Source organism: Microbacterium gorillae, assembly GCF_000826185.2.
GTDB classification, from domain to species: Bacteria; Actinomycetota; Actinomycetes; order Actinomycetales; family Microbacteriaceae; genus Microbacterium; species Microbacterium gorillae.
Genome location: NZ_LN648875.1, coordinates 738,271 through 764,056 on the forward strand (window position 1 = coordinate 738,271; position 25,786 = coordinate 764,056).

Consider the following 25,786-nt stretch of genomic DNA (forward strand, 5'->3'; position numbering starts at 1 on the left):
GGTCAGTCCCAGGGGGCGACCGGACGATCCTCCGCGCTCTGCGGGCGCAGGCGGTCCGGGACCGGCCACTCCAGCACGATCGCCTCGGCCGGGACGTCGATCGCACCGAAGTCATCGGTCTTGACGACGATGCGCTCGGTGGTCACCTCGACGACGCGGACCGCGAGCGGCGGCAGGTCCCCGCGCTCGAGCACCCAGCGATCGGCGAGCCACCCGATACCGTGCTCCTCCAGCACGGACTCCGCATCCAGCCACTCGCCGGGTGCGGTCAGTTCCCGCCCGAACAGGTCGACCGGGACCCAGTCCTCGCCCTCGGGCCGGATCCAGCCGAGCACCTCGCCGTCCTCGCGTCGGTGCGGCGTCCAATCGGTCGGAACCATCAGTACACGTACTCCATCAGGTCGACGCCGAAGGTCCGGAACGCATCGTGGACCCGCAGGCGGTGGGCCATCGACAGGTCATCGAAGCACACGGTCATGGCGTACGCGACCCCCGCCCGCGGACCGGCGATGACACCGGCCTCGCTGCGCACACCGTCGTCGTGGCCGGTGCGGTTCAGAAACAGCAACCCGTGCCGATCATCGTCGTGTGCGGACGGGTCCAACCCGGTCGCGGAACCGACCAGGGACAGGTCGTTCGAACGCGTCAGCCACTCTCCGACCTGCGCGCTGACGGTGGCGTCGACGACCTGGCCGTTGACGATGAGCGTCATCAGGCGCGCCAGGTCCCGTGTGGTGCCGACCGCCATGTGCGGGGCGTCATCCGGCCCTCGCACGTCGCGGTAGCCGTCCAGCACGGCCAATCGCGTGAACCCCATCGAAACGAGCCTGTTGCGGACCGCGTCCAGTCCGACCATGCCCAGCAGGGCGTTCGTGGCGAGCGGATCACCGGTCTCCGCGCTCAGTGCGGCGAGGTCTGCCACGCGCAGCGTCTGGGCGTGCATCCGCTGCCACAGCCCGCCGGCGACCGCGGGCACGACACTCTCCCGCGCCACCCGCGCGTCCGGGTCGAGTCGGCCGTCACGCACGCCCGCGGCCGTCTCGATCAGAATCGGGACGGATCCCAGACCCGCCACCGGATAGGTCACGAAGTCGTCGCCGGCGAGGACGACGATCTCACGGTCGAGGTCGCTGACGTGGATCGAGACCCGCGCCCCCGTCTCGGTCAACCCGTCCAGGGCCCGCATCGTCGCCGTGAAGGCGCGACGCGGCGCCGGGGCACGCCTCGTTCGCCGCCGAGTTCCGCGCCGGGTCAGCGGCGCGGACTCGCGCGGAGTCTCAGATGGCACTCCCACAGTGCATCCTCTCCATGACGGCGGTGGTCATCCGCCGTTTCTTCACCAGATTGTCACGCGCTCCGTCTCCGGAAGCCACAGGGCGTCGCCCTCACCCACGCCGAAAGCGTCGTAGAAGGCATCGATGTTCCGCACGATCTGGTTGCACCGGAACTCGTTCGGAGAATGCGGATCGATGGTCAGCAGTCGGATCGCCTCGGCCTCACGCACCTTGAGCTGCCACACCTGTCCCCAGGACAGCAGCAGGCGCTGCAGGCCCGTGTACCCGTCGATCTCCGGCGCCTCGGCGCCATCCAACGAGAGCTGATACGCCTGCAGCGCGATGCCGAGGCCCCCGAGATCGCCGATGTTCTCGCCGATGGTGAGCGCACCCTTGACGTGGTGACCGTCCAGCCCGACCGGCGTCAGCGCGTCGTACTGCGCGATCAGCGAGGACGTGCGCTCCTCGAAGGCCGCGCGGTCAGCGTCGGTCCACCAGTCCTGCAGACGGCCGTCTCCGTCGAACCGGCTGCCCTGGTCGTCGAAGCCGTGCCCGATCTCGTGACCGATCACGGCACCGATGCCGCCGTAGTTGGCGGCGTCGTCCCGGTCCACCTCGAAGAAGGGGTACTGCAGGATCGCCGCCGGGAAGACGATCTCGTTCATCAGCGGGTTGTAGTACGCGTTCACGGTCTGCGGCGTCATGTGCCACTCGTCGCGGTCGATGGGCTTGCCCACCTTGGCGACCTCGCGGTCGTGCTCGAACACGGACGCGCGCAGCACGTTGCCCAGCACGTCATCGGGAGCGATCTCCAGCGCGTCGTAATCGCGCCACACCGTCGGGTAGCCGATCTTCGGCGTGAACTTGGACAGCTTGTCGAGGGCCTTCTCGCGCGTGGCGGGGCTCATCCACTCCAGCTTCTCGATGCTGCGGCGGTAGGCCTCGATGAGGTTCGCGACCAGGACGTCCATCGCGTCCTTGGCGGCCGGCGGGAAGTGCCGGGCGACGTACTCCTTGCCGATCGCTTCACCGAGCGCACCTTCGGTGAGGGAGATGCCGCGCTTCCAGCGCTCCCGGTTCTGGGGCACACCGGTGAGAGTGGTCCCGTAGAACGCGAAGTTCTCGTCGACGAACGCGCCGGACAGGTAGGGCGCGGCGGCGTGCACGAGGCGCCAGCGCAGCCACGCCTTCCAGTCGTCCAGGCGCTCGGCGGTGATCAGCTGCGACAGCGATTCGGCGAAGCTCGGCTGGTAGACGACGACCTCGTTGAACGCGTCCGGGTTGGCCACGGCCACGGCGTCGCGCCAGGGCGTGAGGTCGAGCCCGGCGAGGTCGGTCAGCTCGTCCCAGGTCTTGAGGTTGTAGGTCGCCACGGCGTCCCGGCTGCGGACGTTGTCCCAGTGGTTCGCGGCCACATCGGTCTCCAGGGCGAAGACGCGGTCGGCCTGCGCGGCTGCGTCCGCGACGCCGGCCAGCTCCAGCAGCCGGGCGATGTGAGCGCGATACGCCTCGCGGATCTCCGCGAAGCTCTCCTCGCGGTAGTAGCTCTCATCCGGCAGCGAGATCCCGGACTGCACCAGGAACGGCACGTAGCGCTCCGGGTTGCCCGGGTCCGGCTCGACGAACAGTCCGAGGACGGACGCCACACCCTCGCGGTCGAGCTGGCCCAGCAGGGTCAGCAGCGAGGCGACGTCGGTGACGGCATCGACGCGGGCGAGCTGGTCGGCCAGCGGCGCGGCACCGGCGGCCTCGATGCCCTCCTCGTCCATGAAGCTGCTGTACAGGTCACCGATCTTGCGGGCGGTTCCCGTCGCGGCACTCCCCTGCGCCTCTTCCACGATCTCGCGGACATGCTTCTCGGCCTGTTCGGCCAGGAGCAGGAAGGAGCCCCAGCGCGCCTTGTCCGCGGGAATCTCGGTGCGATCGAGCCACTCGCCATTGACGAACCGATAGAGGTCGTCCTGCGGGCGGATCGTGTCGCTGAAGTCGTTGATGGCCAGTCCGGAACGAAGGGCGTCACTCATCCCACCACCATACGGCCTGCGGTGCATGGTTCACCCGCTCTTGCCGGAGACGGAGGAAAGACGGAGGCTCAGTGGCCGGGGCGACCGCCGACCAGGGCGTAGATCCCCGGGATCGCGGACGCGCACATCAGCACGATGCCCGGCACGACGGCGGTCGGCAGCAGCAGCACCCCGCCGACCAGCAGCGCGGCGAAGAACACGCCGCCGAGGATGCGCCGCGCGAAGGACTCCAGGTTGGCCACGCGGCGGTCCAGACGACCGAGGTCGACGCGCAGTTCTCCGCGATCGACCGTGTCCAGCAGCGCGTTCGCCCGGCGCGGCAGCCGCCAGAGGGCACCCGCGTTGGCCACCGCGTCATCGACGAAGTCCCTCAGCGCCGCGCCGCCCTGCGACCGCATCAGCTCGCCGGCGAACGGCTCGATCGCATCCCACACGTTGAACCGCGGATCCAGCGACGAGCACACGCCGCTGACGAGCGAGACCGCGCGAATGATCAGCAGGAAATCCTCCGGCAACTGGAACGGCGCCTCGCGCAGCAGCTCGGAGAACTCCCGACCGAACGCGTCCAGCTCCCGCTGGTCCACCTCGCGCAGCTGCGCGAAGCCCATGCCGCCGAACCGGTCGAACACGGCCGTCATGGCGCGTTCCAGCTCCCGCGTGTCCGCCGAGGGCAGCAGCACACCCAGAGAGTCCATCGCGGCCACGAGGCCGTGGCCGTCCCGCGCGGCCGCCGCGATCAGCAGACGACGCAGCCCCGCCTGCAACACCGGGCTGCTCTCCCCCGTCATCCCGAAGTCGATGAACGTGATCCGGAAGCCCGCGGTCTCGGCCGTGGGCGTGACGAACAGGTTGCCCGGATGGGGGTCGGCGTGGAAGAAGCCGTGCGTGAACAGCTGCTCGAACATCAGTCGGGCGAGGGCGTTCGCGACCGCGGCGGGATTGATTCCGGCCGCCCGCAGCGCCTCGACGTCATCGAGTTTGATCGCGGTGACATCCGAGAGCGTGAGGACCCGACGCGTCGTTCGCTCCCAGTCCACCACCGGGGCGGACACGCGATCGTCGCCCGCGAAATCGGCCGCGAAGCGCTCCGCGGCCCCGGCCTCGTGGAGGTAGTCGACCTCCTCCCGGCAGGTGCGCGCGAATTCCGCGACCAGGGCGGGAGCGTCCACTCGGGCCGAGACGGTGCGGAATCGCGACACCCACACCGCGACGCGGTTCAGCGCGGCGAGGTCGGTCGCCACCACGTCCTCGATGCCGGGGCGCTGCACCTTCACCACGACGTCCGTGAACCCGACGTCTGCCGCCAGCTCCGTGGTCAGACGCGCGCGGTGCGCTTGACCGAGCGAGGCGGCCGCGACGGGCTCGGCCTCGAAGGAGGCATATGCGCGTTCCAACGACATGCCCAGCTCGGACTCCGCGAGCGCGCGAATCTGCGCGAAGGGCGCCGGTGGCACGGCGTCCTGCAACGTGGCGAGTTCCGAGGTGACCTCCGGGGGCAGCACGTCCAGTCGTGACGACAGGAACTGGCCGACCTTGATCATCAGTCCGCCGAGCTCGATCGCCATCGCCCGGAAGCGCACCGCCACCCGTTGCGTCCGCGCGCTCCGGGTCCGCTCGGCGATCCGGCGCATCCCGAGCCGCACCAGCACGATCTCGAACCACCAGGTCTGCACCAGGTAGCCGGCCGCGAAGCGGAGGATGCGACGATAACGGCTGCGGGACTCCGAGGGCACGGTCGACGTCGTGCTCACATCAGCCTTCGGCGAGCATGCCGTAGATCTTCCGCTTGGTCTCCTCCAGCAGCTTGCTCGCAGCGGCGACCTGATCGGAGCTGCCCGAACGCCCGATCTGGGCGACGGCGTGCGCGAGCTCCGCCGCGGCCTTGGTCAGTTCACCGGGGCGAGCACCGTCCCGACGACCCGCGGTCTCCCACGGCGCCTCGTCGGAATCGGAATCCTGCGCCGCCGCCCGGCCCGCCTCCGTCAGCGAGTAGACCTTGCGACCGCCGGACTCCTCGGTCTCGACGAGTCCTTCGTCCGCGAGCAGCTGCAGCGTGGGATACACCGAGCCGGCGCTCGGCTTCCAGGTCCCTCCGCTGCGCTCCTCGATCTCCTGGATGATCTGGTAGCCGTGCATCGGCTTCTCGGCGAGCAGGCCGAGAACCGAGGCGCGGACGTCACCGCGGTTCATCCGCGGGGTCGGCTTGCGGTCGAAAGCGGTGCGCAACTGGTCCATGACCTCCCACAGCGAGCCGGGCATTCCCGAGCCGCCGAAGGGGGAGCCGGCACCGGAGCCGGCGGGGAACGATCCGTTCATGATGGCCTCCTCAGGTCCTGAGCGATGGTCAACGATATATCGTGATCCATCGCTCCACCACCGCCCGAGCGAGCCTCTCAGCGACCTCGCGGACTCGCCATAGGCTCGGGGAGTGCCCGACGTCCTGAACCGCGACATCCTCAAGCTGGCGCTGCCCGCGCTCGGGTCGTTGCTCGCGGAACCGGTGTTCCTCATCGTCGACTCGATTCTGGTGGGGCACCTGGGAACCACGCCCCTCGCCGGGCTGGGGATCGCCTCCGCGATCCTGCAGACGATCGTCGGGCTGATGATCTTCCTGGCGTACTCGACCACGCCCGCCGTGGCACGCCGGTTCGGCGCCGGCGACGTCCGCGGCGCGGTGTCCGTGGGCATCGACGGCATGTGGCTGGCCCTCGGCATCGGCGCCGTCCTGGGTCTGGTCGGCTACATGCTGACGCCCTGGCTCGTGGCGCTGTTCAACCCCGCCGACGACGTCGCCGCGCAGGCGCGCGCGTACCTCGGGCTGTCCATGTGGGGGCTGCCGGCGATGCTCATCGTGTTCGCCGCGACCGGCATGCTGCGCGGTCTCCAGGACACCGTGACCCCGCTCTGGATCGCCGGGGGCGGGTTCACGGCGAACGCGCTGCTGAACTGGCTGTTCATCTACGGCTTCGGCTGGGGCATCGGCGGCTCGGCGTTCGGCACGGTCGTCGCGCAGTGGAGCATGGTCGTCGCGTACGTCATCATCGTCGCCGCACTCGCCCGGCGCCACGGTGCGAGTCGGCGCCCGCAGCGCGACGGCGTGCGGGGGTCCGCGCGCTCGGGAGGATGGATGTTCCTGCGCACCGCGAGCCTGCGCCTGGCATTCCTGCTCACCGTCGCGGTGGCGACCTCCCTCGGCACCGAAGAACTCGCCGGGTACCAGGTGGTCTTCACCATCTTCTCGACGGCCGCGTTCGCCCTGGACGCTCTCGCGATCGCGGCGCAGGCGCTCGTCGGCAAGGGGCTCGGAGCCGACGATCGGGGCACCGTGCTGCGCGTCCTGCGGCGCACCCTGGCGTGGGGACTGTGGTTCGGCGTGATCGTCGGCGTGGCCATCGGCGCGCTCTCCCCCGTCATCGGCCTGGCCTTCACCGGGGACGCGAGGCTGGCCCGCCTCATCGTCCCGGCCCTCATCATCCTCGCGGTGGCGCAGCCGATCGCCGCCGTCGTGTTCGTCCTGGACGGGGTGCTCATCGGCGCCGGTGACGCGCGATATCTGGCGATCGCCGGAGGGCTGAACCTCGTGCCGACGATTCCAGCTCTGCTGATCGTGGTGTGGTCCGGAGTCACCGGATCGGCCGGATTGGCCTGGGTCGCGGTGTGCTTCTTCGGCGTCTACATGATCGCGCGCCTGCTGACGCTCGGATGGCGCATCCGGGGCAGCGCCTGGATGGACATCCCGGCCTGAGGATCCCGCGCCCCGGGCGGGTCGAGCCGGAGCGCACGCCGCGGGCGGATACGGTTGCCCCATGCGTCGCCCGATCGTGCTGTCCAGCCTCGCCGTCGCGCTGCTTCTCACCGGCTGCAGCGCCGGAGGTGACGACGAGACCGTGTCGGACCCGACCGTCGCGGGCACCACGTCCGCGACCGCAGCGCCGGACATCACCTCCGCGACGCCGCTCCCGCTCGGCCAGTTCGACGCCGACGGTTGGGCGCGGACCGCCCTGGGAGCGGGTCAGCAGGGGGACTCCGTGAAATCGGAGGTCCTGGAGACGGGCCATCCGGAGCAGGTCAGTCTGACGCAGCCGGACGGCGCGTGGCGCGTGGATCTGATCTGCGCGGGCAACGGCGTCGTGCATCTGACGGCGACCCTCACCGTGGGCGGGAAGGCGACGGAGACGGCGGTGGCGTGCGCCACGAGTCCGGAGGCCAAACCCACCCCGGTCACACTGACGTACGACGGCGGCCCCACCGTCACGCTCGATCTCACCGTCGATGCGGAGGCGCTGGTCGCAGCCCGCATCGGCACCGCCGGCTGACCCGGCACCCGGCGGTCGCGCGAGGGCGCGCTCCTCATCGCCCACGCCGCGTCCGCACACCCGGTTGACACGTAAAGCTAATGAGCTTAGCTTTACGTGCATGGACACACGATTCCTCGCCACGGACAACGGACGGCTCGCGTACGACGTGCGCGGCGACGGTCCCCTCGTGATCTGCTCGCCGGGGATGGGCGACGAGCGCGACGCATTCCACCCCCTGGCGGACCGACTGGCTGCGGCCGGGCACCGGGTGGTGACCGTCGATCTCCGCGGCCACGGCGACAGCGATGCGACCTTCACCCGGTACGGCGACGAGGCCACCGCCGACGACCTCGTCGCCGTGATGGACGAGCTGGGCGCTGAATCGGCGGTGCTGGTCGGTGCGTCGATGAGCGCCGGCGCCGCTGCGCTCGTCGCCGGGCGGACACCGCAGCGCGTCGACCGGCTCGTGCTGTGCGGACCGTTTCTGCGCAACGGCGGGTCGAAGCTGTCCGCGGCCCTGATGACGGTGGCCCTGCTTCGGCCGTGGGGCCCCGGCGTCTGGCGCTCGTTCGCCGCGTCCCTCTGGCCGGGTCTGCCGGAAGCGGACCGCCGCGCACGAGCCGCACGCGTGACCGCGAATCTGACCGACGGACGGTGGCACGCGTTCCGCGCGACGGTGGCGGGCGCCGATCATTCCGTGCTCGCCCCCTGGCTGGCGAAGATCACCGCTCCGGCGCTCATCGTGATGGGCACGGCGGACCCGGACTGGCCGGACCCCGCCGCGGAGGCCGCGTGGATCGCACAGACGATCGGCGCTGAGGTGATGCTGGTGCCGGAAGTCGGACACGCCCCCATGCTCGAGGCGCCGGACGCCGTCGCCACCCGCGTCGCCGCGTTCCTGGCAGCCTGACGTGCCCCGCGCCGGAGTCACGTCGGACCGTGTCGTCGCCGCGGCGTCGGAGCTCGTCGACCAGGACGGCCTGGATGCGCTGTCCCTGGCCCGCGTGGCCGCGGTGTTCGGTATCGCGACACCGAGCCTGTACAAGCACGTGCCCGGCCTGCCGGCACTGCGCGACCTCGTCTCCGCGGCGGCCGCAGATGAACTGGCCGCCACGATCCTCGCCGCCACGGGCGACCTGGACGGCGCACCGGCCGTGCGCGCCGCGGCGCACGCGTACCGAGCCTGGGCTCTGGCGCACCCCGGACGCTACGAACTGCTGCTGACCGCTCCGGCTCCGGACAGCGCCGCGGAGGTCTCCGCGGACGCGCTGCTGGCGGCCATCGCCGGCCCGTTGGCGGGACTGCACCTCAGCGGCGACGCCGCCCTGCACGCGATACGGCTGCTGCGCTCCGCTCTGCACGGCTTCGTCGATCTGGAACGGCGCGGTGGGTTCGGCCTGCCCCTGTCAACGGATGCGACCTTCGCGATGCTCGTCGACGGGCTGATCACGGCTCTGCCGCGCACCGCTCACGCGTGACGGCGGCACCACTCGTACATCACGACGGCCGCGGCCGCGCTGGCGTTGATGGAGCGCGTGGAGCCGTACTGGGTGATCTCGATGGAACCGTCGGATCCGGCCAGCGCTTCCGGCGAGAGCCCGGGACCCTCCTGACCGAACAGCAGGACGCACCGCTCGGGCAGCTCGGCCCGATCGACCGGTTGCGCGTCGCCGACGTTGTCGATCGCCAGCACCGGCAGCTGCGCGTCCTTCGCCCAGGCCAGGAACTCCTCCACCGTGGCGTGGTGAACGACGTGCTGGTACCGGTCCGTCACCATCGCGCCGCGACGGTTCCAGCGGCGGCGTCCGATGATGTGCACGGTGTCGGCGAGGAACGCGTTGGCGCTGCGCACGATCGAGCCGATGTTCATGTCGTGCTGCCAGTTCTCGATCGCGACATGGAACGGGTGCCGGCGCTGATCGAGGTCCGCGACGATGGCCGCCATGGTCCAGTACCGGTAGCGGTCGATGACGTTCCGGGTGTCGCCGTCGCGCAGGAGGTCCGGGTCGTACTGCTCCCCCTCCGGCCAGTCCCCCGGCCACGGGCCGACACCCCAGGTGGTCCATTCCGGCGTCTCGCTAGCTGCCTCACTCACCACCCCAGGCTACCCAGCCGGAGGCCTCCCGCCAGGACGCGGGGATCTCCGCCCCACGCGATGCGGTCATCGCGTTCACGACTGTTTTAGGTGGACCGAAAAGTCGCTATGATTTCGGCATGCCGAAAAGTCGGACGTCGCGGTGGCTGCTCGGCCCGGCCCTCGTCGCGGGCATCGCGTATCTCGACCCCGGCAACGTCGCGTCCAACATGTCCGCGGGGGCCGCGTACGGGTTCCTGCTGGTCTGGGTCGTGGTGCTCGGCAACCTGATGGCGTGGCTGGTGCAGTACCTCTCCGCGAAACTCGGCATCGTCACCGGGCGCAGCCTTCCCGAGCTGCTCGGGACCCGGATCGGCCGGCCGGGCGTCCGCGTCGCCTATTGGCTGCAGGCCGAACTCGTCGTGATGGCGACCGACGTCGCCGAAGTCATCGGCGGCGCGATCGCGCTGCACCTCCTGTTCGACGTCCCCCTCGTGCTCGGCGGCGCGATCACCGGCGTCGTCTCGATGCTGCTGCTCGCGCTGCACGGCCGGCGCGGCATCGTGCCGTTCCAGCGGGTGATGATCGCGCTCGTCCTGATCATCGCGATCGGGTTCCTGGCCGGTGTCGTGCTCGCTCCGCCATCGCCTCGTTCGGTCCTGGACGGACTCCTCCCACGCTTCCAGGACAGCGGCTCAGTGCTGCTGGCCGCGTCCATCCTCGGCGCCACCGTGATGCCGCACGCCATCTACGCGCATTCCGCCCTCGTGCGTGACCGCTTCGACGTCCGCGATCCGAACCGCCCCAGCACCCCTCGCCTGCTGCGCGCGACGCGGTGGGACGTCTCGCTGGCGATGGCGATCGCGGGCACCGTGAACCTCGGGATGCTGCTGCTGGCGGCGCAGAACCTGGTCGGCGTGACGGGCACCGACACCATCGAAGGCGCGCATGGCGCGATCGCACAGCACCTCGGCCCGGTCGTCGCGGCGCTGTTCGCAGTCGGCCTGCTGGCGTCCGGACTGGCGTCGACCTCCGTGGGCGCGTACGCCGGCGCCGAGGTGATGTCCGGTCTGCTGCATCGGCGCATCCCGACGATGCTGCGTCGCGTCATCACCATCCTCCCGGCATTGATCGTGCTCGCGCTCGGGGTCGACCCCACGGCGGCCCTGGTCCTCAGCCAAGTGGTGCTGTCCTTCGGCATCCCCTTCGCCGTGGTCCCGCTCGTATGGCTCACCGCACGGCGCGACACCCTCGGCGCGTTCCGGAACCGACGACGCACGACCGTGCTCGGCGTCGCCGTCGCGGGCGCTCTGATCACCCTGAACGCCGCCCTGCTCTGGATGCTGTTCACGGGCGCGTGAACGCGGGTTCGCCGCCGGCCGGTCGACCTGGTTGACTGGGGGCATGCGCCGGTCCCGGAACGTTCGGCTCGCGCGCGGCTCGGCCGCGGCGAGCGTCGCGACGTTCGTGGCGCTGGTCTCGCACGTCACCGCGGGCGGCGCGGTACCCTCCTGGCTCGGCATCGCGGTCCCGGCGATTCTCTCCCTCACCGTGTGCACCCTGCTGGCCGGTCGTCGGCTGTCCCTGCCTCGCCTGGCGATCGCTGTGACGCTCAGCCAAGCGCTGTTCCACCTGCTCTTCGTGCTCGGCGCCGCGCGGAGCCCCGGGGCGGAGACGACGCTCGGACACGACCACGCCGCGATGATGACCGCGATCTCGGTCGCCGTGCCGACCGGCGCGGCATCCCCCGGGCCGATCATGTGGGGCGGTCACGCCGTGGCCGCGCTGCTCACGATCGCGGCCCTCCATCGCGGCGAGCGCGCATTGGCCGCGATCGCCCGCGTCACCGCGGAGCTCGTCGCCGCGGTGCGCCGCCGTCTTGCGCTCGCGGTCGGCTCACAGGCCGCGCGCGGTCCGGTTCGCCGCACACCGCCGCTGCCCCGCATCCTTCCGGTCCGCACCGCGCTCGTGCTTCACCACGTGCGCCGCCGTGGACCACCGCTGACCTCCGCGATCTGAGTCGCGCGTCCGGACCTCCGACATCACCCGTGCGCGGATGGACCACGGGCGCGCCCGTCGACGCCCCGGCGCCGACGCCCGCCCGTCGCTGATGGGCCGGCTCCACCGGTTCCACACCGGTGCTCATCGCAACATCGACCGCTCCGGTCGACGCCCCGGCGCCCTGCGCCGTCTGAGAGGTTCTTTTCCCCATGTCCCGTTTCCGCATTCTCCTGGCCGCCACCGTGGTGGCAGCCGTGGCCGTGTTCGCGGTCCCCACCGCAGCTCAGGCCCACGACGAGCTCACCTCCTCCTCCCCCGCCCCCGACACCCACCTGAAGACGCCGCCGGAACAGGTCGAGCTCGACTTCTCCGCGGACCTCCTGCCCACCGGTCTCGCAGTGCTCGTGGTCGATTCCGCACAGACCGACCACGCCTCCGGCGAACCCGAGCTCAACGGCAACGTCGTGACCGTCCCGGTGTCCGACATGGCCGACGGGTCGTACGAGATCCGCTGGCGCGTGGTCTCCAGCGACGGTCATCCGATCAGTGGCATCGTCCCGTTCACGGTCGGCGAAACCGCCGTTGCACCGACACCCACCACCCACCCGGTCATCCGATCAGTGGCATCGTCCCGTTCACGGTCGGCGAAACCGCCGTTGCACCGACACCCACCACCCACCCGGCCACCGCCACCCCGACCTCGACCGCGGCGGCCGCCGCGGCGGCGAGCGACGCGGACACCGGACGACTGTTCCTCGTGGGCGGAGCGGGCGCGACGATCGCCGTGCTCGTGCTGATCCTCGTCCTCACACTGCGTCGTCGCCGCACGGCCGATGTCCGCGCTCCCCGGAACGGAGAGGAGCGATGAGGCCCGGACGCATCGCCGCCGTCGCCCTGACGGCACTGGTCGGGATCGCGCTCGCGGGTTGTGCGGCCGCGGCGCCGGCCGCCACCGCGGCACCCGCGAGCCTCACCGTCAGCGACGCCTGGGCGAAGGCCGCCGGGGCGTCCGAGATGACCGCCGCCTTCGGTGTGCTCCACAACGACACCGACGCGGACATCCGGGTCACGGCCGCGTCGACACCCGCATCGACGTCGACGCAGTTGCACCAGACGACCGCGAACGCAGCGGGAGAGATGGTGATGTCCGAGGTGAAGGACGGATTCGTCGTGCCCGCCCACGGCACCTTCCCGCTCGAGCCGGGCGGAAACCACATCATGCTGATGGGGCTGACCTCCGCGCTCGTCGCGGGAGATGAGGTGACCATCACGCTCACGCTGGACGGCGGCGAGCCGGTCGAGGTCCGCGCGCCGGTGAAGGACTACGCCGGCGGCAATGAGCAGTACGAGGGCACCGGCGAGCCATCGCACGGATCGGGGCACTGATGTCCGCTCCCCGCATCACACGGCGGGGGGCGACCCGGCGACAGTTCCTCCTCGGAGGGGCTGTCGCCGGTGTCGGCGCGGCGACCGCCATCGGACTCGACACCGCACTCCGGGCCGCCGGGTCCCCGGACCCGACCCCCACCGAAGAAGTGCACGGTGCGGACACGGTTCCCTTCCACGGCGTGCACCAGGCCGGGATCGCCACCGCCCCGCAGGCGCACGCGACCCTGATCGGGTTGGACCTGCGCGCCGACGTCGACCGCTCCGCCCTGGCTCGACTCATGCGCATCCTCACCGACGACGCCGTCCGACTCACGGCCGGTGAGCCGGCCCTGGCCGATTCGGAGCCGGAGCTCGCCCTCGCCCCCGCACGCCTGACCGTCACGTTCGGTTTCGGCCCGGCGTTCGTCGCCCGCGCCGGTGGGTCGGCGCCGGCCTGGCTCGCCCCGTTGCCGGCGTTCGCGGTCGACCGCCTGCGGCCGGAGTTCAGCGACGGGGACCTGCTGCTGCAGGTCTGCGCCGATGATCCGCTCACCGTCGCTCACACGGTGCGCATGCTGCTGAAGGACGCCCGCAGCTTCGCCGCCGTGCGGTGGACGCAGAGCGGCTTCCGGCGAGCGCGCGGCAGCGAGGCGTCCGGGACCACGATGCGGAACCTGTTCGGACAGATCGACGGTACGGCGAACCCCCGCCCGGGCACCGTCGACTTCGACCGCGTGGTGTGGAGCACGCAGGGGTGGCTGAGCGGCGGCACCGGTTTCGTGCTCCGCCGGATCGAGATGAACCTGGACACCTGGGATGTACTCGACCGGGGCGGTCGCGAGCAGGCCGCCGGCCGGTTCCTGGCCTCGGGGGCACCGCTGACCGGTGTCCGCGAGCACGACGAGCCCGACTTCGCCGCCACCACGGCGGTCGGGTTCCCCGTGATCCCGGAGTTCTCCCATCTGCGCCGCGCGCGCAGCGACGACGCCACCCAGCGTATGCTCCGTCGGGCATACAACTATGACGAGCGCCCGACGGGCGGTGGCGTGTCCTCGTCCGGACTGCTGTTCGCGTCGTTCCAGGCCGACGTCGATGCGCAGTTCACACCCGTGCAGCGACGGCTGGACGAGCTGGATCTGCTCAACCGGTGGACGACGCCCATCGGCTCGGCCGTGTTCGCCATCCCGCCCGGCTGCCTGGCCGGCGGATTCATCGGCGAGACGCTCCTGGGATGAGTCGTCGGCCGCGGGCGACTACCCTGGTGGGGTGCCCTCTCCCGCGGTCGACGACTATCTGAAGACGATCTACGCGCACACCGAATGGCAACCGACGCCGATCACGCCGTCCGGGCTCGCCACCGCGCTCGGGGTGGCCCCCTCCAGCGTGACGGAGATGGTCAAGAAGCTCGCCGCGTCCGGCCTGGTCGCGCATGTGCCTTACGGTGCGATCCACCTCACCGCCGCCGGGGAGCGTCGTGCGGTGGAGATGGTCCGCCGTCACCGCCTCATCGAGACGTGGCTGGTGCGCACGCACGCGTACAGCTGGGACGAGGTGCATGACGAGGCGGAGGTCCTCGAGCACGCCGTCAGCGACCGCCTGCTGGCCTCCATCGACGCCCAGCTCCGCCATCCCCGCCACGATCCGCACGGCGACGCGATCCCGGACGCCGACGGGACGATCGAACGCGTCCCGTTCGTCCTGCTCGCGGAGGCCGCGCCCGGTCACACCGGCCGCGTGGTCCGCGTCAGCGACCGCGATCCGGAGCTGCTGCGTGCCCTGGACGATGCCGGACTGTCCGTCGGGACCACGGTCACGGTCGGCTCGACGCCGGTCCCTCCGGGCGCCGAAGCCGCGCTCTACCTCTCGGTCTGACCTCGCGCACCCCGGGCTTCACGCCAGGCGCGAGACGGCGGCGACCACGGCGTCCCAGAACGCGTCGACGTCAAGGTCCATCGCGACGTGGACGTTGGGTTCCCGGCCGGTCACGCCGTGCAGATCCACGCTGGTCACGCCCCGCGTCTCGGTGCCGACGAGCTCCACGTCCATCCGCACATGGCGGCTCGTGACCGTCTCCGGCGCGGCGAGCACGGCGACGGCGACGGGGTCGTGCAACGGGCCGTCGGGCATCCCGAACATCTCATCGTTCGTGCGGCAGAAGAATTCCATCAGCTCGTCGCTGAAGCGCGCGGTCTCGTTGCCGATCGCCACGATCCGCTCGCGCACGGCCGGGGTCAGCAGTGCCTGGTGGGTGATGTTCAGTCCGACCATCGTGAACCGGATGCCGGAGCGGACGACGATGTCCACGGCCTCCGGGTCGACCCAGGAGTTGAACTCGGCGTACGGGGTGTAGTTGCCGCGCTCGGTGGAACCGCCCATCCAGACGATCTCGCGGATGCGCTCGTGCAGGTCCGGACGGTCGCGCAGCAGGATCGCGACGTTCGTGATCGGTCCGGTGGCGATGATCGCGACCGGCTCTTCCGCCGCGGTCAGGACATCCGCGAACAGGGTCTGCGCGTCCCGCTCCTCCAGCGCGAACGTCGGCTCGGGCAGCACGGCCGGTCCGCCCAGACCGTTGGCGCCGTGGATCCCCTCGGCCGTCTCCAGCACGCGCGCCAGGGGGCCGGCCGCTCCGGCGGCCACCGGGATGTCCGAGACACCGGCGACCGACAGCACGACGCGGGCGTTGTTCGCGGTGTGCGCGAGATCGACGTTGCCGCCCACGGCCGTCACCGCCCGCACGTCCAGTGCGTCCGAGCCCAGCGCCAGCCAGAGCGCGAACGCGTCGTCGTGGCCGGGGTCGCAGTCGATGATCACGGGGATGGCATGCATCCTTCGATCCTCTCACCCGCTGGGGCGGACGCGGTCCGCGATGGAGGCTTCAGAACTTCGTGAACGGCCAGACGGTGCGGGTGGCTTCGGCGCAGAACTCCCATGCCTGCGCGCCGACCTCCGGCTGCTCGCTGATGCGGGTGATGCGGTTGCGCTCGCCGCGGGCGGTGACCCGTGGCGTTCCGCGAAAACCGGCGAGCGGGCCGACCATGTCACCCGACTGCACCGACGGATCGATCAGGGCCCGGACTTCCGCTGCGGCACCGAGCTCCTTGGACTGCGCGATGGGCGTCTGCAGGTTGTCCAGGAAGCGCTTCAGCCGACCCGGTTCGTTCACTCCGCGAACGCCGGGCGAGCGACCGCCCAGCGAGTAGCCCGGGTGCGCGAGCACGCTGCCGACCGGGTTGCCCGCCTCCCGCAGCCGACGGTCGGCCTCGGCGGCGAGCGCCTGCGTCAGGAACTTCGACTGCACGTATGCGCGGTGGACGGAATAGCCGGACTCCAGCTCGGGCGCGAGTTCGGTGGAACGCCACGAGGCGACCGCGACCGAGCCGAGCCACACCATGCGGGCACCGGGTCGCCGCTTCGCGGTCTTCGCCAGCGCGGGCAGCAGCTCACCGGCGAGAGCGAAGTGACCGAGCACATTGGTCTGCAGGACGAGCTCGTGCCCCTCGGCCGACTGCCGCCGCTGGGGCGGGTGGACGAGTCCGGCGTTGAGGATCACGCCGTCCAGCCGATCCCGTGATCGCAGCGTCGCAGCCGCCGACCGGATAGATCCGCTCTTGGTGACATCGAGCAGGATGGACTCGGTCGAGGCGTTCGTCACACGGCGCAGAAGTGCGGCGCGGGCGGCCTGCAGCCGATTGGGGTTGCGACCGGAGAGGATCACGTGAGCGCCGGCGCGGGCGAGCTGCTCGCTGGCGAAGTATCCGAGGCCGGCCGTGGCGCCGGTGATGAGGAAGACCCGGCCCGTCTGATCCGGAAGGTCTTCGTCGTCCCACGCTCCTGCGCTGCTCCCCACCCTTCAAATCTAGCCCGCGTGCCCGGCCTCCGCGGTGTCCGCTCCGCGTGCCGCGCCGGTCCGACGGCCCGCCGCCTATGCTGAGGGCCACGACCGGTGGAGGACCGACATGGGCAAGCTCGAGGACGCCGAACGCGTGACCGTGCACGGGGCCGCGCAGTGGCGGCAGTGGCTGAGCACCCACGGTGCGGACTCGACCGGGGCATGGGTCGTCCTTCCCGCCGGCACCACCCGCGGATCCCTCTACGACCAGCTCGTCGAGGAGGCGCTCTGCTTCGGCTGGATCGACGGCGTCGCGAAACCGGAGGACGGCGCGTCCCGTCTGTGGTTCGCGCCGCGTTCGCCGCGCAGCGCCTGGGCGGCATCGAACAAGGCCCGGGTCGAGCGCCTGCTCGCGGACGGACGCATGACAGCGGCCGGACAGGCGCTCATCGATGCGGCGAAGGCGAACGGCATGTGGACCGTCCTGGAGGGTCCGGAGGCCGGGATCGTCCCGGACGACCTGGCCGCCGCGCTCGACGCGGACCCGCGCGCGCGAGCGACCTGGGACTCCTTCTCCCCCAGCGTGCGCAAACTCGCCCTGACGCACATCGCCATGGCCAAGACCGCCCCCACCGTCGCCCGCCGGATCGAGCAGATCGCCGCCGCCGCAGTCCGAGGAGAACGAGCCGTATGACCGAACGCGACCTGATGTTCGCGGTGATGGCCCTCATCATCGGCACCACGCTGGTCGTCACCATCTGGCGCCTGTACCGCAACCGCGGACGCAAGGACGACTGACGCCTCTCGCCGCCCCAGGCCCCTGCCGTCGAGGTGGCGGCTCAGGCGAACGCTTGCCGAAGGGGGGCCGGGTCTCCGCGGAGTTCTCCCGCATCGATGGCTTGGTCGACGGTGAGCGCGCCGGCGACGAGGCCGACGACGGTCTCCGCGTCGGCCACCAGTACGGTGTCCGGGCGATTCTCGTCACCGATGCGTGCGCTCGGGCCATCCTCGTCGATGCGGAGCACGATGAGCAGACCCTCGACGTCAAAACCGACCTCGACGGCCGGCGTTGCCGTTCGACCGTGGAGGATGGCGGGTAGGGCGAGAGTCAGCCAACGCGGGCGGAACTCGTCATCACCCCGACCCTCGGCCAGCAGGGGAACGCCCCAGCGACCCAGGGCCTCCATCGGTTCTTTCAGTTCCGCGCCCCATCGCGTCAGTCCGTAGAGGACGCCTGCACCTCCGAGCGCTCGTTCCACGACGCCGGTCTCCTCCATCGTCCGCAGTCGTTCGGCCAGGAGGTTGCTCGCCACCCCCGGCAGGGATGCTTTCAGCTCGCCGTATCGCAGAGGTCCGGGCAGCAGCTCGCGCACGATCAGAAGGTTCCAGCGATCTCCGACGACGTCGAGCGCGCGTGCCAAGCCACAGAACTGGCCATAGGAACGCCGCGACGGAGCATTGACATTGTCAACCACGCTTGATTATATCAACCGCATCTCGTTGTCGCCAGGACTCACCGAGTCCGGGCCGTCAGGAAGGTTTGGGGCATGGACATCAGCTGGATCGGGGTGCTCGTCGCGTTCGTCGCGGGGATGGTCGTCGCGATGGCCTGGTACTCGAAGGGGGCCATCGCAGATGCGTGGGAAGCGCTCACCGGTATCACGCCGGAGAAGAGCAAGCCGGTCCGAACACGGAACCTCGTCGTCCTCGCCGTCTCCAACGCCGCGACCACCATCGGGCTCGCGCTCGCCGTCGGGCTCACGTCCGCGGCGACAGGAAACCACTCGGTATGGATGGCCCTGGCGGTCGGGGCCGGCGCATGGCTGGCCCTTTCCGCCTCCACCCTTCTCCAGCACAACTCGTTCGAGCAGAAGCCCCTGAAGCTGACGATCATCAACACCGGCTATCAACTGGCACTGTTCCTGGCGATCACGCTGGTCTTGGGCCTGTTCTAGTCACCCCCACCCCACCGCCCGTCCCCCCGGCCCCGGGTTCTGCAGGATCCGTCCGGTTGCGCAGGACGCTCAGTAGTTGCGCAGGACGCTCGCCCGCGGCATTCTGCAGGATCCGTCCGGTTGCGCAGGACGCTCAGTAGTTGCGCAGGACGCTCGCCCGCGGCATTCTGCGGATCGGGCCCCATCCGGTCCTGCACAACCGCCTGCACCCGACACAGAGCCCGCGCCGGGTCCGTCCGCCGGGTCAGTCCGCCGGGACGGTCTTCGCCGGGACGAGGCGGTAGGAGACCGGGAAGACGGACACGCGCCGACGGCGAGTGATGAGACCCCAGATACCTCCGGGCACCCACAGCACGATGACGATCGCGAGCACGCCGAGGCCGATCAGGTACAGCTCCCCGTAGTCGGCCAGCAGCACCTGCAGCCCCCAGTACACGACCGCGCCGATGATGGGTCCCTCGATCGAGCCGACGCCACCGATCACGACGATGAAGATCATCGTCGCTGTCCAGTTCACCGAGAACACGGACGAGGGCTGCACGGTGAGCGTGGAGGTCGCCAGCAGCGCTCCACCCGCACCGGCGCACGCGGCGGCGAGGACGAACACGATGCGCTTGGCCCGCACCACATCGACCCCGCTGGTCGCCGCGGCCACCGGCTCGTCGCGCACCGCGGTGAGGGCGAGCCCGAGCCGGGATCGGACCACCAGCACGACGATCATGACCGTCACGACGGCGACCGCGAGCGCCGCCCAGTAGCCGATCGCGATCTGCAGGTCGCGATCGACGCCCGCCATCGGCGGCACGGACATGCCGGACCCGCCACCGAGCGCCGGAACCCGGATGATGAGCAGGCGTGCGACTTCCGCGATCACCCACGTCCCGACGGCGAAATAGCCTCCGGTCAATCGGAACGCCGCGTACGAGATCGGCACGGCGACGATCGCGCAGCCGATCGCGGCCAGCGGGATCGCGAGCAGGTGCTCGACGCCGACCAGCGACACGAGCGTCACCAGGCCGTACGCGCCCAGCCCGATATAGGCCTGCTGTCCGATCGAGACCATGCCGCCGAAGCCGGCGAGCAGGTTCCACGATGTCGCCAGCACGATGTAGATGAACAGGCTGGTGACCTGCCGACTCGCGCCGAGCGGCACGTAGTACGGCATCACGACCAGCACGAGGACGGCCACGAGAGCGACCGCGACGCCGATCACCGAGGTGCGGGAGAAGCGCGCGACGCGCACCGGAGGAGTGTTCACTGACGCACCTTCCGTCGAATCAGTCCCTGCGGCAGCAGGATGAGGAAGACCAGGAACACGATGTGCCCGGCCAGCTGGAACAGCGTGGAATCCACGCGTGCCGCCAGGGTCTGCACGACACCCAGGATCACGGATCCGAGCAGGGTGCCCCACAGGCTCCCCAACCCGCCGATGATGACGGCCTCGAACGCGAAGATCAGGAGCATGCCGCCCGAGGTGGGATTGAACCCGGACTGCACACCCCCGGCGACACCGGCGACCGCGACGAGCCCGAACGCGATCGCCGCGGCGACGGCGTACACGTGCTTCGGGTTCGCCCCCACGAGCGAGACCGTTCCCGGGTCATCGCTGACCGCGCGCACCTGCCGGCCGAACGCGCTCCGGCGCAGCAGCAGCGACAGACCGCCGAGCGCCAGGACGGCGAAGACCAGCACGAGCAGTGGGAACACCCCGATGCTCAGGCCGCCGAACAGGGGAATGGATGCGGTGTCCAGCGCTCCGACCGACAGGCGCTGCTGGTTGGCGGACTGCGTCACCAGCAACACGTTCTCGATGATGACCGCAAGCCCGAACGTCACCAGGAGCGAGGGCAGTGGTGAGTCGGACAGCGTCCGCTGCAGCACGGTCCGCTGCAGCACGTAGCCGAGCAGCGCCATCGCCGGCACCACCACCACCAGGGCGAGCAGCGGCGAAGGCACACCCTGCCGGACGAGCAGCAGCGCGCCGTACGCCGCGAGCACGGCGAGGGCACCGTGGGCGAGGTTCACCAGGCGCATGACCCCGAACATGAATGACAGTCCCGCGGCGAAGAGGGCGTACAGCCCGCCGAGGAGAATGCCCTGGATGATCGCGTACACAACGTCCATGTCAGGCCCCGAAATATGCGTCGGTGATCTCGTCCAGGGGGAGGTCCCGCCCGGCGAGTGAGGTTCGTCCCTGCAACAGGCAGTGCACATCCGGCGACGCGGAGGTCGCCTGGCGCACGTCCTGCTCGACCAGCAGCACCGCGGTGCCCTGGCTGCGGATCGCGGGCAGGCCCGCGTAGATCTGCCCCACCACGACGGGAGCGAGCCCGAGGCTCACCTCGTCCAGGAGGAGCACGAGCGGGTTGGTCACGAGTGCCCGGGCGATCGCGGTCGCCTGCGCCTCCCCGCCGGAAAGATCTCCGGCGATACGATCACGCCGCTCGGCGACGATCGGCAGCAGCTCGTAGACCGCCTCCAGGTCCCACGGGCCGGTGCGCCGCGAGGCCAGCGCGGTCAGCAGGTTCTCCTCGACGGTGAGGGATTTGAACAGGCGCCGCCCCTCCGGCACGAGGGCGACCCCACGGCGGACCCGAACGTGCGCGGGCAAGCCGCTGATGTCCGCACCGTCCAGGAGGATCCGGCCCGAGCGCAGCGGGAGCTGCCCGGCGATGGCCTTCAGCAGCGTGGACTTGCCGGCCCCGTTCGCGCCGATGACCGCGAGCACTCCCCCACTCGGCACCTCCAGTGACACGCCCCGGACCGCCGGCAGCTGCCCGTACGACACGTGCACGTCCTCAAGCGTCAGCATGAGCGTCCCCCTCCCCCAGTTCGGGTTCGATGCCGAGGTAGATCGCGCGGACCTCGGGCGAGGCGAGCACGTCCTCCGGTGCGCCGTCCGCGATGAGCCGTCCGTAGGTCAGACACATCAGGCGGGAGGCGACCGCAGTGAGCGCGTGCACCACGTGCTCGATCCAGACCACCGTGACCCCGGAATCCCGGACCGTTCTGACCAGGTCGATCAGCGGCGGCAGCTCCTGTTCGGTGAGGCCCCCCGCGACCTCGTCCAGCAGCAGCACGCGCGGTCGAGCGGCGAGCGCCCGGGCCACCTCCAGCCGCTTGCGATCCAGCAGGCGCAGCGACCCGGCGAGGGCGTCGGCCTGCGGCGTCAGGTTCGTCAGTTCCAGAGCCCGGACGGCGGACGCGGTCGCCTCCGCACCACGGAGCCCGGCGCCGAAGCGCGCGCCCACGAGGAGGTTCTCCAGCACGGTCATGCCCAGGAACGGACGCGGCACCTGGTAGCTCGTCGCGATCCCGTGCCGGGCTCGCCAGTGCGCGGGCCGGCGCGTGACGTCCTCCCCGCCGTAGTGCACCGAGCCGGTGCTCGGCGGGACGCTCCCGCCGAGCACCGCCAGCAGCGTCGATTTGCCGGCGCCATTGGGTCCGATGATGCCGAGCACCTCGCCCTGCTCGACTCGGAAGTCGAGCCCGGACAGCACCTCGAGCTTGCCGAAGGAGCGACCGAGGCTCCTCGTTTCGAGCAGGGCCGTGCTCACTTGCCCGACCAGTCGATCGGTTCCGGGCTGCCGCCGGTCGGGATCTCCGGATGTCCCGGATTGGAGACGATGACGAGGTCGTAACCGCCGTCCGGACGCAGTCGCCACTGTCCGCCGGTGAGCGGCGTCTTCGCGACGCCCGGCACGGGACCATGGCCGAAGTCGACCGTGCCGACGACGGTGTCGACTTTGAGCGTCTTCAAGGCCGCGGAGATCCCGTCCCCGTCCACCGTCTTCGTCTTCTCGAGGGCCGCGACGGCCACTTCGAAGAGGGCCTCGGCGAATCCGAGAGGCTGCGTCCACTGCTTCTTGGTCGTCTTCTCGAAGTCGGACGCCAGCTGCTGGGCGCTCTGCCCGGTCAGCGAGCTGGAGAACGGGACCGTCGGGTGCCACCACACCTCGGTGGACAGGTTGTTCCCCAGCTTCCCGAGCGCTTCGACGGCGGCCGGGAACAGGATCGCCTTGGCCACGGTGGCGGTCTTCGGCTTGTACCCCTGCTGCACCGCCTGCTGCCAGAACGTGGTGAAATCCGGCGGGATCGGGATGGCAGTGAGGATGTCGTCGCCGGCCTTCTTGTACTGCGCGATCTGCGCCGAGAAATCCGTCGTGCCGTTCTCGTACCGCCCCGGATCGGTCACCGTGCGGCCCTCCCCGGTGATGAACGGCGGGAAGCCGGTCTTCGGGTCCGCCCAGGCGTTGCCGTCCGGGTCGTTCGGCAGCAGCAGGCCGACGCTGGCCTTCGCCCCGGCGGTCTTCGTCCAGATGTCGCTGTAGACCGCCTGCGCGTCCTCGAGCCCCCAGAAGAAGTGGTACGTGTATTTGAAGCCCGTCTTCGCGTCCCCGCCGCGGCCGAAGAAGTAGGCCTGCCAGGGGGCGACGGTGGAGATGCAGACGACCTTGTTGGCCTCGCACTGATCCGACACCGGGTTGACCGTGTCCGGCGTCGAAGAGACCAGGATGAGGTCCACGTCGTCCTGCAGGATGAGCTCGTTGGCGACATCGGCGGCGCGCACGGCGTCGGACTGGGTGTCCTTGGCGATGATCTCAACGGGGTGCGTGGTGCCGTCCGCGAGGGTCACGGGATGCTTGCCGAAGTACGTCTTCATGGCGTCCAGGACGTAGGAGTCCGCCTCTCCGAACAGCGCCAGCGCACCGGTCTGCGGGGTCACGTAGCCGATGCGGATGGGTGCGCCCTCGCCGCCGGAGCCACCGGAGCCACTGCTTCCGCCGAGGCCGGCGCTGCACCCCGTGGCGAGCAGGGCGGTGGCGGTCAGGACCGCGAGCGCGATCCGTCGCCGGGGTGTCTTGCGTGCGTTCATCAGGGGGTCTCCTTTGACTCCGGGTGCTGCTCGTCCGCGGCCGGAGCGAGCACGATGTCGAACCGCGCGCTGGTCCACTCCGCGCCGGCCGTGTCGCGGCCGTCCGGGGTGGGCTCGGCGGCCGCGTGTCGGGTGAATTCCTTGATCAGCGACTCCTTCACGCCGAACACCGAATCGCGTTCGAGGTAGTCGCAGCCGTTGACGAAGATGTGCGTCACGAGCGTCCGGAACCCGGGGGCGGTGACCATGAAGTGCAGATGCGACGCGCGCATCGGCGAGCGTCCGACGGCCTCGAGCATCGCGCCGACGGGTCCGTCATGCGGGATCGGGTAGGGCGTCGGGGTGAGGCCCCAGAACCGGTAGCCGCCGTCGGCCTCGCTGAACAGGTGCGCGCGAGCGGCGGTGCGTCCGTCCGTGTACTGGACGTCGTAGAAGCCGTCCTCGTCGGCTTCCCACACCTCGATGCGGGCCCCCGGAATCGGGTTGCCGTCGGTGTCATGGACCGTGCCCTCCACCCAGGCGGCTTCGCCGGTGGCGCCGAAGGCCATGTCCTCGCCGGAGGCGATCAGCGGGGCGTCGTTGACGAAGAACGGTCCGAACACGGTCGCCTCCGTCGCGTCACCGTAGGCCTCGTTGTTCACCGCGACGACCTGCATGGACGCGCCCAGCACGTCCGAGAGGAGGATGAACTCCTGTCGTCGGTCGTCGGTGATGTGCCCCGCCTGCGTGAGGAATGCGATGGCCGCATTCCATTCCTCCTCGGTCAGTCGCACCTCCCGGATGAAGGCGTGGAGGTGGCGCACGAGCGCCTGCATCAGCACGCGCAGCCGGTCATCGGTCGCGCCCTCGAACGAGGCCACCACCGTCTCGATCAGCTCCTGTTCGCGGGCGGACTGCTCCGCCGAGATCGTGTGGGTCATCAGGATTCCTCCGTTCGTGCCACCGGGGTGCCGGCCCAGGCCGCCCGCAGCAGCGCCTCAAGCTCAGCGACGCTCACCGGTCGCGGGTTCGAGGCGGGAATCGCCTCCGCGCACAGACGCGCAGCCTCCGGGATGTCGGCGTCGTCGAAACCGAGGTCGCGCAGGGCCACCGGCGAACCGAGGTCGCGGCCGAGCTGCCAGAGCCCCTCGGCCGCCGGAGCGCCGTCGAGCACGTCCGAGATGCGGGCGGCCGCCTCGGGTGCCGCCGGCGCGTTGAAGGCGACGACGTACGGCAGGACCACCGCGTGCATCTCGGCGTGCGGCAGCCCGTACGCCCCGCCGAGCACGTGGCAGATCTTGTGATGCATGCCGGATCCGGCCGAGGCGAACGCGACGGCGGCGAGGTAGGCCCCGTAGAGCACGCGCTCGCGGGCGTCGATGTCTTCGCCGTCCGCGACGAGGGCGCGCAGCCCGGGCGCGAGGGCGCGCAGGCCCTCGGTTCCCAGCGCGGCGTTGATCGGATCGGCGCGCGGTGCCCAGAAGCCGTCGACGGCGTGCGCGACCGCGTTGAGGCCGGATGCCACCGCTGCGTGCGCCGGCATTCCGGCGCTCAGCGCGGCGTCGTAGACCACGGTGTGGGGTAGCACGCGGTCATCCGACCCGGTCGTCTTGCGGTTGCCCTCCGTCAGGCCCCAGACGTTCGTCGCCTCCGAGCCCGCGAACGTGGTCGGCACGGCGACGATGGGCACGCCGGTGCGCAGCGCGACGATCTTCGCCAGTCCGGTCGCTGACCCGCCGCCGATGGACACGATGGCGTCCACGTCGGCGTCGGCTGCGATCTTCTCGGCGGCGTCCGCTCGCTCGATCGGGACGTGCTGGACCACGTCATCGATGCGGGCCACGACGGTCAGCCGGTCGGCGATCTCGTCGGCGAGTTCTTTCGCGAAGGCGTCCGCGATGATGAGCACACGTGCGGCGTCGAGGTCCCCGACGGCGGTGGCGACGTTCGCGACGGCGTCCCCGGTGCCGAACAGCACGCGCTGGCCGAGCGTGGTGTGGGTGAATGTGATTCCCATTTCTGTCCCTTTCAGCCGGCGGACCGGCCCGATTCCTGCGTCCATTCGGAGATGGCACGGCTTCCCATGTCAGTCGCTTTCAGCCGGC

General features: G+C 70.6%; 28 protein-coding genes. 12 read left to right on the top strand and 16 right to left on the bottom strand.

The window, feature by feature from the left end:
- Positions 1-2 precede the first annotated feature (2 nt).
- The 5 genes from BN1193_RS12955 to BN1193_RS12975 form a co-directional block, all read right to left on the bottom strand.
- Positions 3-380 carry a hypothetical protein gene (locus BN1193_RS12955; protein ID WP_040167209.1) on the bottom strand — a complete coding sequence of 126 codons (378 nt, stop codon included), beginning with the start codon at positions 378-380 and terminating at the stop codon, positions 3-5.
- Positions 380-1,186 carry a serine hydrolase gene (locus BN1193_RS12960; protein ID WP_094770502.1) on the bottom strand — a complete coding sequence of 269 codons (807 nt, stop codon included), beginning with the start codon at positions 1,184-1,186 and terminating at the stop codon, positions 380-382. Before BN1193_RS12960 ends, BN1193_RS12955 begins: the two co-directional genes overlap by 1 nt.
- A gap of 150 nt (positions 1,187-1,336) precedes the next feature.
- Positions 1,337-3,298 (bottom strand): M13 family metallopeptidase, encoded by a 1,962-nt coding sequence (locus tag BN1193_RS12965; protein ID WP_040167211.1) that lies wholly within the window; start codon positions 3,296-3,298, stop codon positions 1,337-1,339.
- Between the two features lie 68 nt (positions 3,299-3,366).
- Complete coding sequence (locus tag BN1193_RS12970; RefSeq protein WP_040167213.1) at positions 3,367-5,049, bottom strand: ABC1 kinase family protein; 1,683 nt, start codon at positions 5,047-5,049, stop codon at positions 3,367-3,369.
- 1 nt (position 5,050) lies between these two features.
- Complete coding sequence (locus BN1193_RS12975; RefSeq protein ID WP_040167215.1) at positions 5,051-5,614, bottom strand: PadR family transcriptional regulator; 564 nt, start codon at positions 5,612-5,614, stop codon at positions 5,051-5,053.
- A 112-nt stretch (positions 5,615-5,726) separates the two neighbouring features.
- Here BN1193_RS12975 and BN1193_RS12980 point away from each other — a divergent pair, with 112 nt between their 5' ends.
- The 4 genes from BN1193_RS12980 (at position 5,727) to BN1193_RS12995 (ending at position 9,074) form a co-directional block, all read left to right on the top strand.
- Positions 5,727-7,043: an MATE family efflux transporter gene (locus tag BN1193_RS12980; RefSeq protein WP_040167218.1), complete on the top strand. Its 1,317-nt coding sequence runs from the start codon at positions 5,727-5,729 to the stop codon at positions 7,041-7,043.
- Positions 7,044-7,104: 61 nt separating this feature from the next.
- Positions 7,105-7,614, top strand: a complete 510-nt coding sequence (locus BN1193_RS12985) for a hypothetical protein (protein WP_040167220.1) — start codon at positions 7,105-7,107, stop codon at positions 7,612-7,614.
- Between the two features lie 100 nt (positions 7,615-7,714).
- A complete protein-coding gene (locus BN1193_RS12990; RefSeq protein ID WP_040167221.1) occupies positions 7,715-8,506 on the top strand; it encodes an alpha/beta fold hydrolase in 792 nt (263 codons plus the stop codon).
- 1 nt (position 8,507) lies between these two features.
- Positions 8,508-9,074, top strand: coding sequence for a TetR/AcrR family transcriptional regulator (locus tag BN1193_RS12995; protein WP_040167222.1), 567 nt, complete (start codon positions 8,508-8,510; stop codon positions 9,072-9,074).
- Here BN1193_RS12995 and BN1193_RS13000 read toward each other — a convergent pair.
- Positions 9,065-9,691 (bottom strand): TrmH family RNA methyltransferase, encoded by a 627-nt coding sequence (locus tag BN1193_RS13000; RefSeq protein ID WP_040168308.1) that lies wholly within the window; start codon positions 9,689-9,691, stop codon positions 9,065-9,067. The two genes, BN1193_RS12995 and BN1193_RS13000, sit on opposite strands and share 10 nt — an antisense overlap.
- Before the next feature lie 119 nt (positions 9,692-9,810).
- On the opposite strand from BN1193_RS13000, the gene BN1193_RS13005 reads away from it, so the two are divergent.
- From BN1193_RS13005 to BN1193_RS13030, 6 genes are all read left to right on the top strand, one after another.
- The gene (locus BN1193_RS13005) at positions 9,811-11,031 is read left to right on the top strand and encodes an Nramp family divalent metal transporter (RefSeq protein ID WP_040167224.1); all 1,221 of its coding nucleotides are present in this window, start codon (positions 9,811-9,813) and stop codon (positions 11,029-11,031) included.
- 43 nt (positions 11,032-11,074) lie between these two features.
- Positions 11,075-11,689 (top strand): hypothetical protein, encoded by a 615-nt coding sequence (locus tag BN1193_RS13010; protein ID WP_040167225.1) that lies wholly within the window; start codon positions 11,075-11,077, stop codon positions 11,687-11,689.
- 191 nt (positions 11,690-11,880) lie between these two features.
- The gene (locus tag BN1193_RS13015; RefSeq protein WP_052460760.1) at positions 11,881-12,468 is read left to right on the top strand and encodes a copper resistance CopC family protein; all 588 of its coding nucleotides are present in this window, start codon (positions 11,881-11,883) and stop codon (positions 12,466-12,468) included.
- A gap of 67 nt (positions 12,469-12,535) precedes the next feature.
- Positions 12,536-13,057: a copper chaperone PCu(A)C gene (locus BN1193_RS13020; protein ID WP_052460761.1), complete on the top strand. Its 522-nt coding sequence runs from the start codon at positions 12,536-12,538 to the stop codon at positions 13,055-13,057.
- A complete protein-coding gene (locus BN1193_RS13025; protein WP_040167227.1) occupies positions 13,057-14,274 on the top strand; it encodes a Dyp-type peroxidase in 1,218 nt (405 codons plus the stop codon). Before BN1193_RS13020 ends, BN1193_RS13025 begins: the two co-directional genes overlap by 1 nt.
- Before the next feature lie 31 nt (positions 14,275-14,305).
- Positions 14,306-14,911 carry a metal-dependent transcriptional regulator gene (locus BN1193_RS13030; protein ID WP_040167229.1) on the top strand — a complete coding sequence of 202 codons (606 nt, stop codon included), beginning with the start codon at positions 14,306-14,308 and terminating at the stop codon, positions 14,909-14,911.
- Positions 14,912-14,929: 18 nt separating this feature from the next.
- Here BN1193_RS13030 and BN1193_RS13035 read toward each other — a convergent pair whose 3' ends face one another.
- Both BN1193_RS13035 and BN1193_RS13040 read right to left on the bottom strand, forming a co-directional pair.
- Complete coding sequence (locus tag BN1193_RS13035) at positions 14,930-15,868, bottom strand: nucleoside hydrolase (protein WP_040167230.1); 939 nt, start codon at positions 15,866-15,868, stop codon at positions 14,930-14,932.
- 49 nt (positions 15,869-15,917) lie between these two features.
- Complete coding sequence (locus BN1193_RS13040; RefSeq protein WP_040167231.1) at positions 15,918-16,889, bottom strand: SDR family NAD(P)-dependent oxidoreductase; 972 nt, start codon at positions 16,887-16,889, stop codon at positions 15,918-15,920.
- A 109-nt stretch (positions 16,890-16,998) separates the two neighbouring features.
- On the opposite strand from BN1193_RS13040, the gene BN1193_RS13045 reads away from it, so the two are divergent.
- Positions 16,999-17,565 (top strand): YdeI/OmpD-associated family protein, encoded by a 567-nt coding sequence (locus tag BN1193_RS13045; protein ID WP_040167233.1) that lies wholly within the window; start codon positions 16,999-17,001, stop codon positions 17,563-17,565.
- A 145-nt stretch (positions 17,566-17,710) separates the two neighbouring features.
- Here BN1193_RS13045 and BN1193_RS13050 read toward each other — a convergent pair whose 3' ends face one another.
- On the bottom strand, positions 17,711-18,346 hold the full coding sequence (locus BN1193_RS13050) for a winged helix-turn-helix transcriptional regulator (RefSeq protein ID WP_040167237.1): 636 nt from the start codon (positions 18,344-18,346) through the stop codon (positions 17,711-17,713).
- 72 nt (positions 18,347-18,418) lie between these two features.
- On the opposite strand from BN1193_RS13050, the gene BN1193_RS13055 reads away from it, so the two are divergent.
- Positions 18,419-18,826, top strand: coding sequence for a DUF1761 domain-containing protein (locus tag BN1193_RS13055; RefSeq protein WP_040167238.1), 408 nt, complete (start codon positions 18,419-18,421; stop codon positions 18,824-18,826).
- 244 nt (positions 18,827-19,070) lie between these two features.
- Here BN1193_RS13055 and BN1193_RS13060 read toward each other — a convergent pair whose 3' ends face one another.
- Genes BN1193_RS13060 through BN1193_RS13090 form a run of 7 tightly spaced genes read right to left on the bottom strand, consistent with a single transcriptional unit; the run spans position 19,071 to position 25,698 of the window.
- Complete coding sequence (locus BN1193_RS13060; protein ID WP_040167239.1) at positions 19,071-20,084, bottom strand: branched-chain amino acid ABC transporter permease; 1,014 nt, start codon at positions 20,082-20,084, stop codon at positions 19,071-19,073.
- Positions 20,081-20,950 (bottom strand): branched-chain amino acid ABC transporter permease, encoded by an 870-nt coding sequence (locus BN1193_RS13065; protein WP_040167240.1) that lies wholly within the window; start codon positions 20,948-20,950, stop codon positions 20,081-20,083. Before BN1193_RS13065 ends, BN1193_RS13060 begins: the two co-directional genes overlap by 4 nt.
- A gap of 1 nt (position 20,951) precedes the next feature.
- Complete coding sequence (locus BN1193_RS13070) at positions 20,952-21,638, bottom strand: ABC transporter ATP-binding protein (RefSeq protein WP_040167243.1); 687 nt, start codon at positions 21,636-21,638, stop codon at positions 20,952-20,954.
- On the bottom strand, positions 21,625-22,383 hold the full coding sequence (locus BN1193_RS13075) for an ABC transporter ATP-binding protein (protein WP_094770503.1): 759 nt from the start codon (positions 22,381-22,383) through the stop codon (positions 21,625-21,627). Before BN1193_RS13075 ends, BN1193_RS13070 begins: the two co-directional genes overlap by 14 nt.
- Positions 22,380-23,702, bottom strand: a complete 1,323-nt coding sequence (locus tag BN1193_RS13080; protein WP_052460762.1) for an ABC transporter substrate-binding protein — start codon at positions 23,700-23,702, stop codon at positions 22,380-22,382. The genes BN1193_RS13075 and BN1193_RS13080 overlap by 4 nt, the downstream gene beginning before the upstream one ends.
- Positions 23,702-24,622, bottom strand: a complete 921-nt coding sequence (locus BN1193_RS13085; protein WP_052460763.1) for a dioxygenase family protein — start codon at positions 24,620-24,622, stop codon at positions 23,702-23,704. The genes BN1193_RS13080 and BN1193_RS13085 overlap by 1 nt, the downstream gene beginning before the upstream one ends.
- Positions 24,622-25,698, bottom strand: a complete 1,077-nt coding sequence (locus tag BN1193_RS13090) for a maleylacetate reductase (protein ID WP_040167245.1) — start codon at positions 25,696-25,698, stop codon at positions 24,622-24,624. The genes BN1193_RS13085 and BN1193_RS13090 overlap by 1 nt, the downstream gene beginning before the upstream one ends.
- Positions 25,699-25,786: the final 88 nt, after the last annotated feature.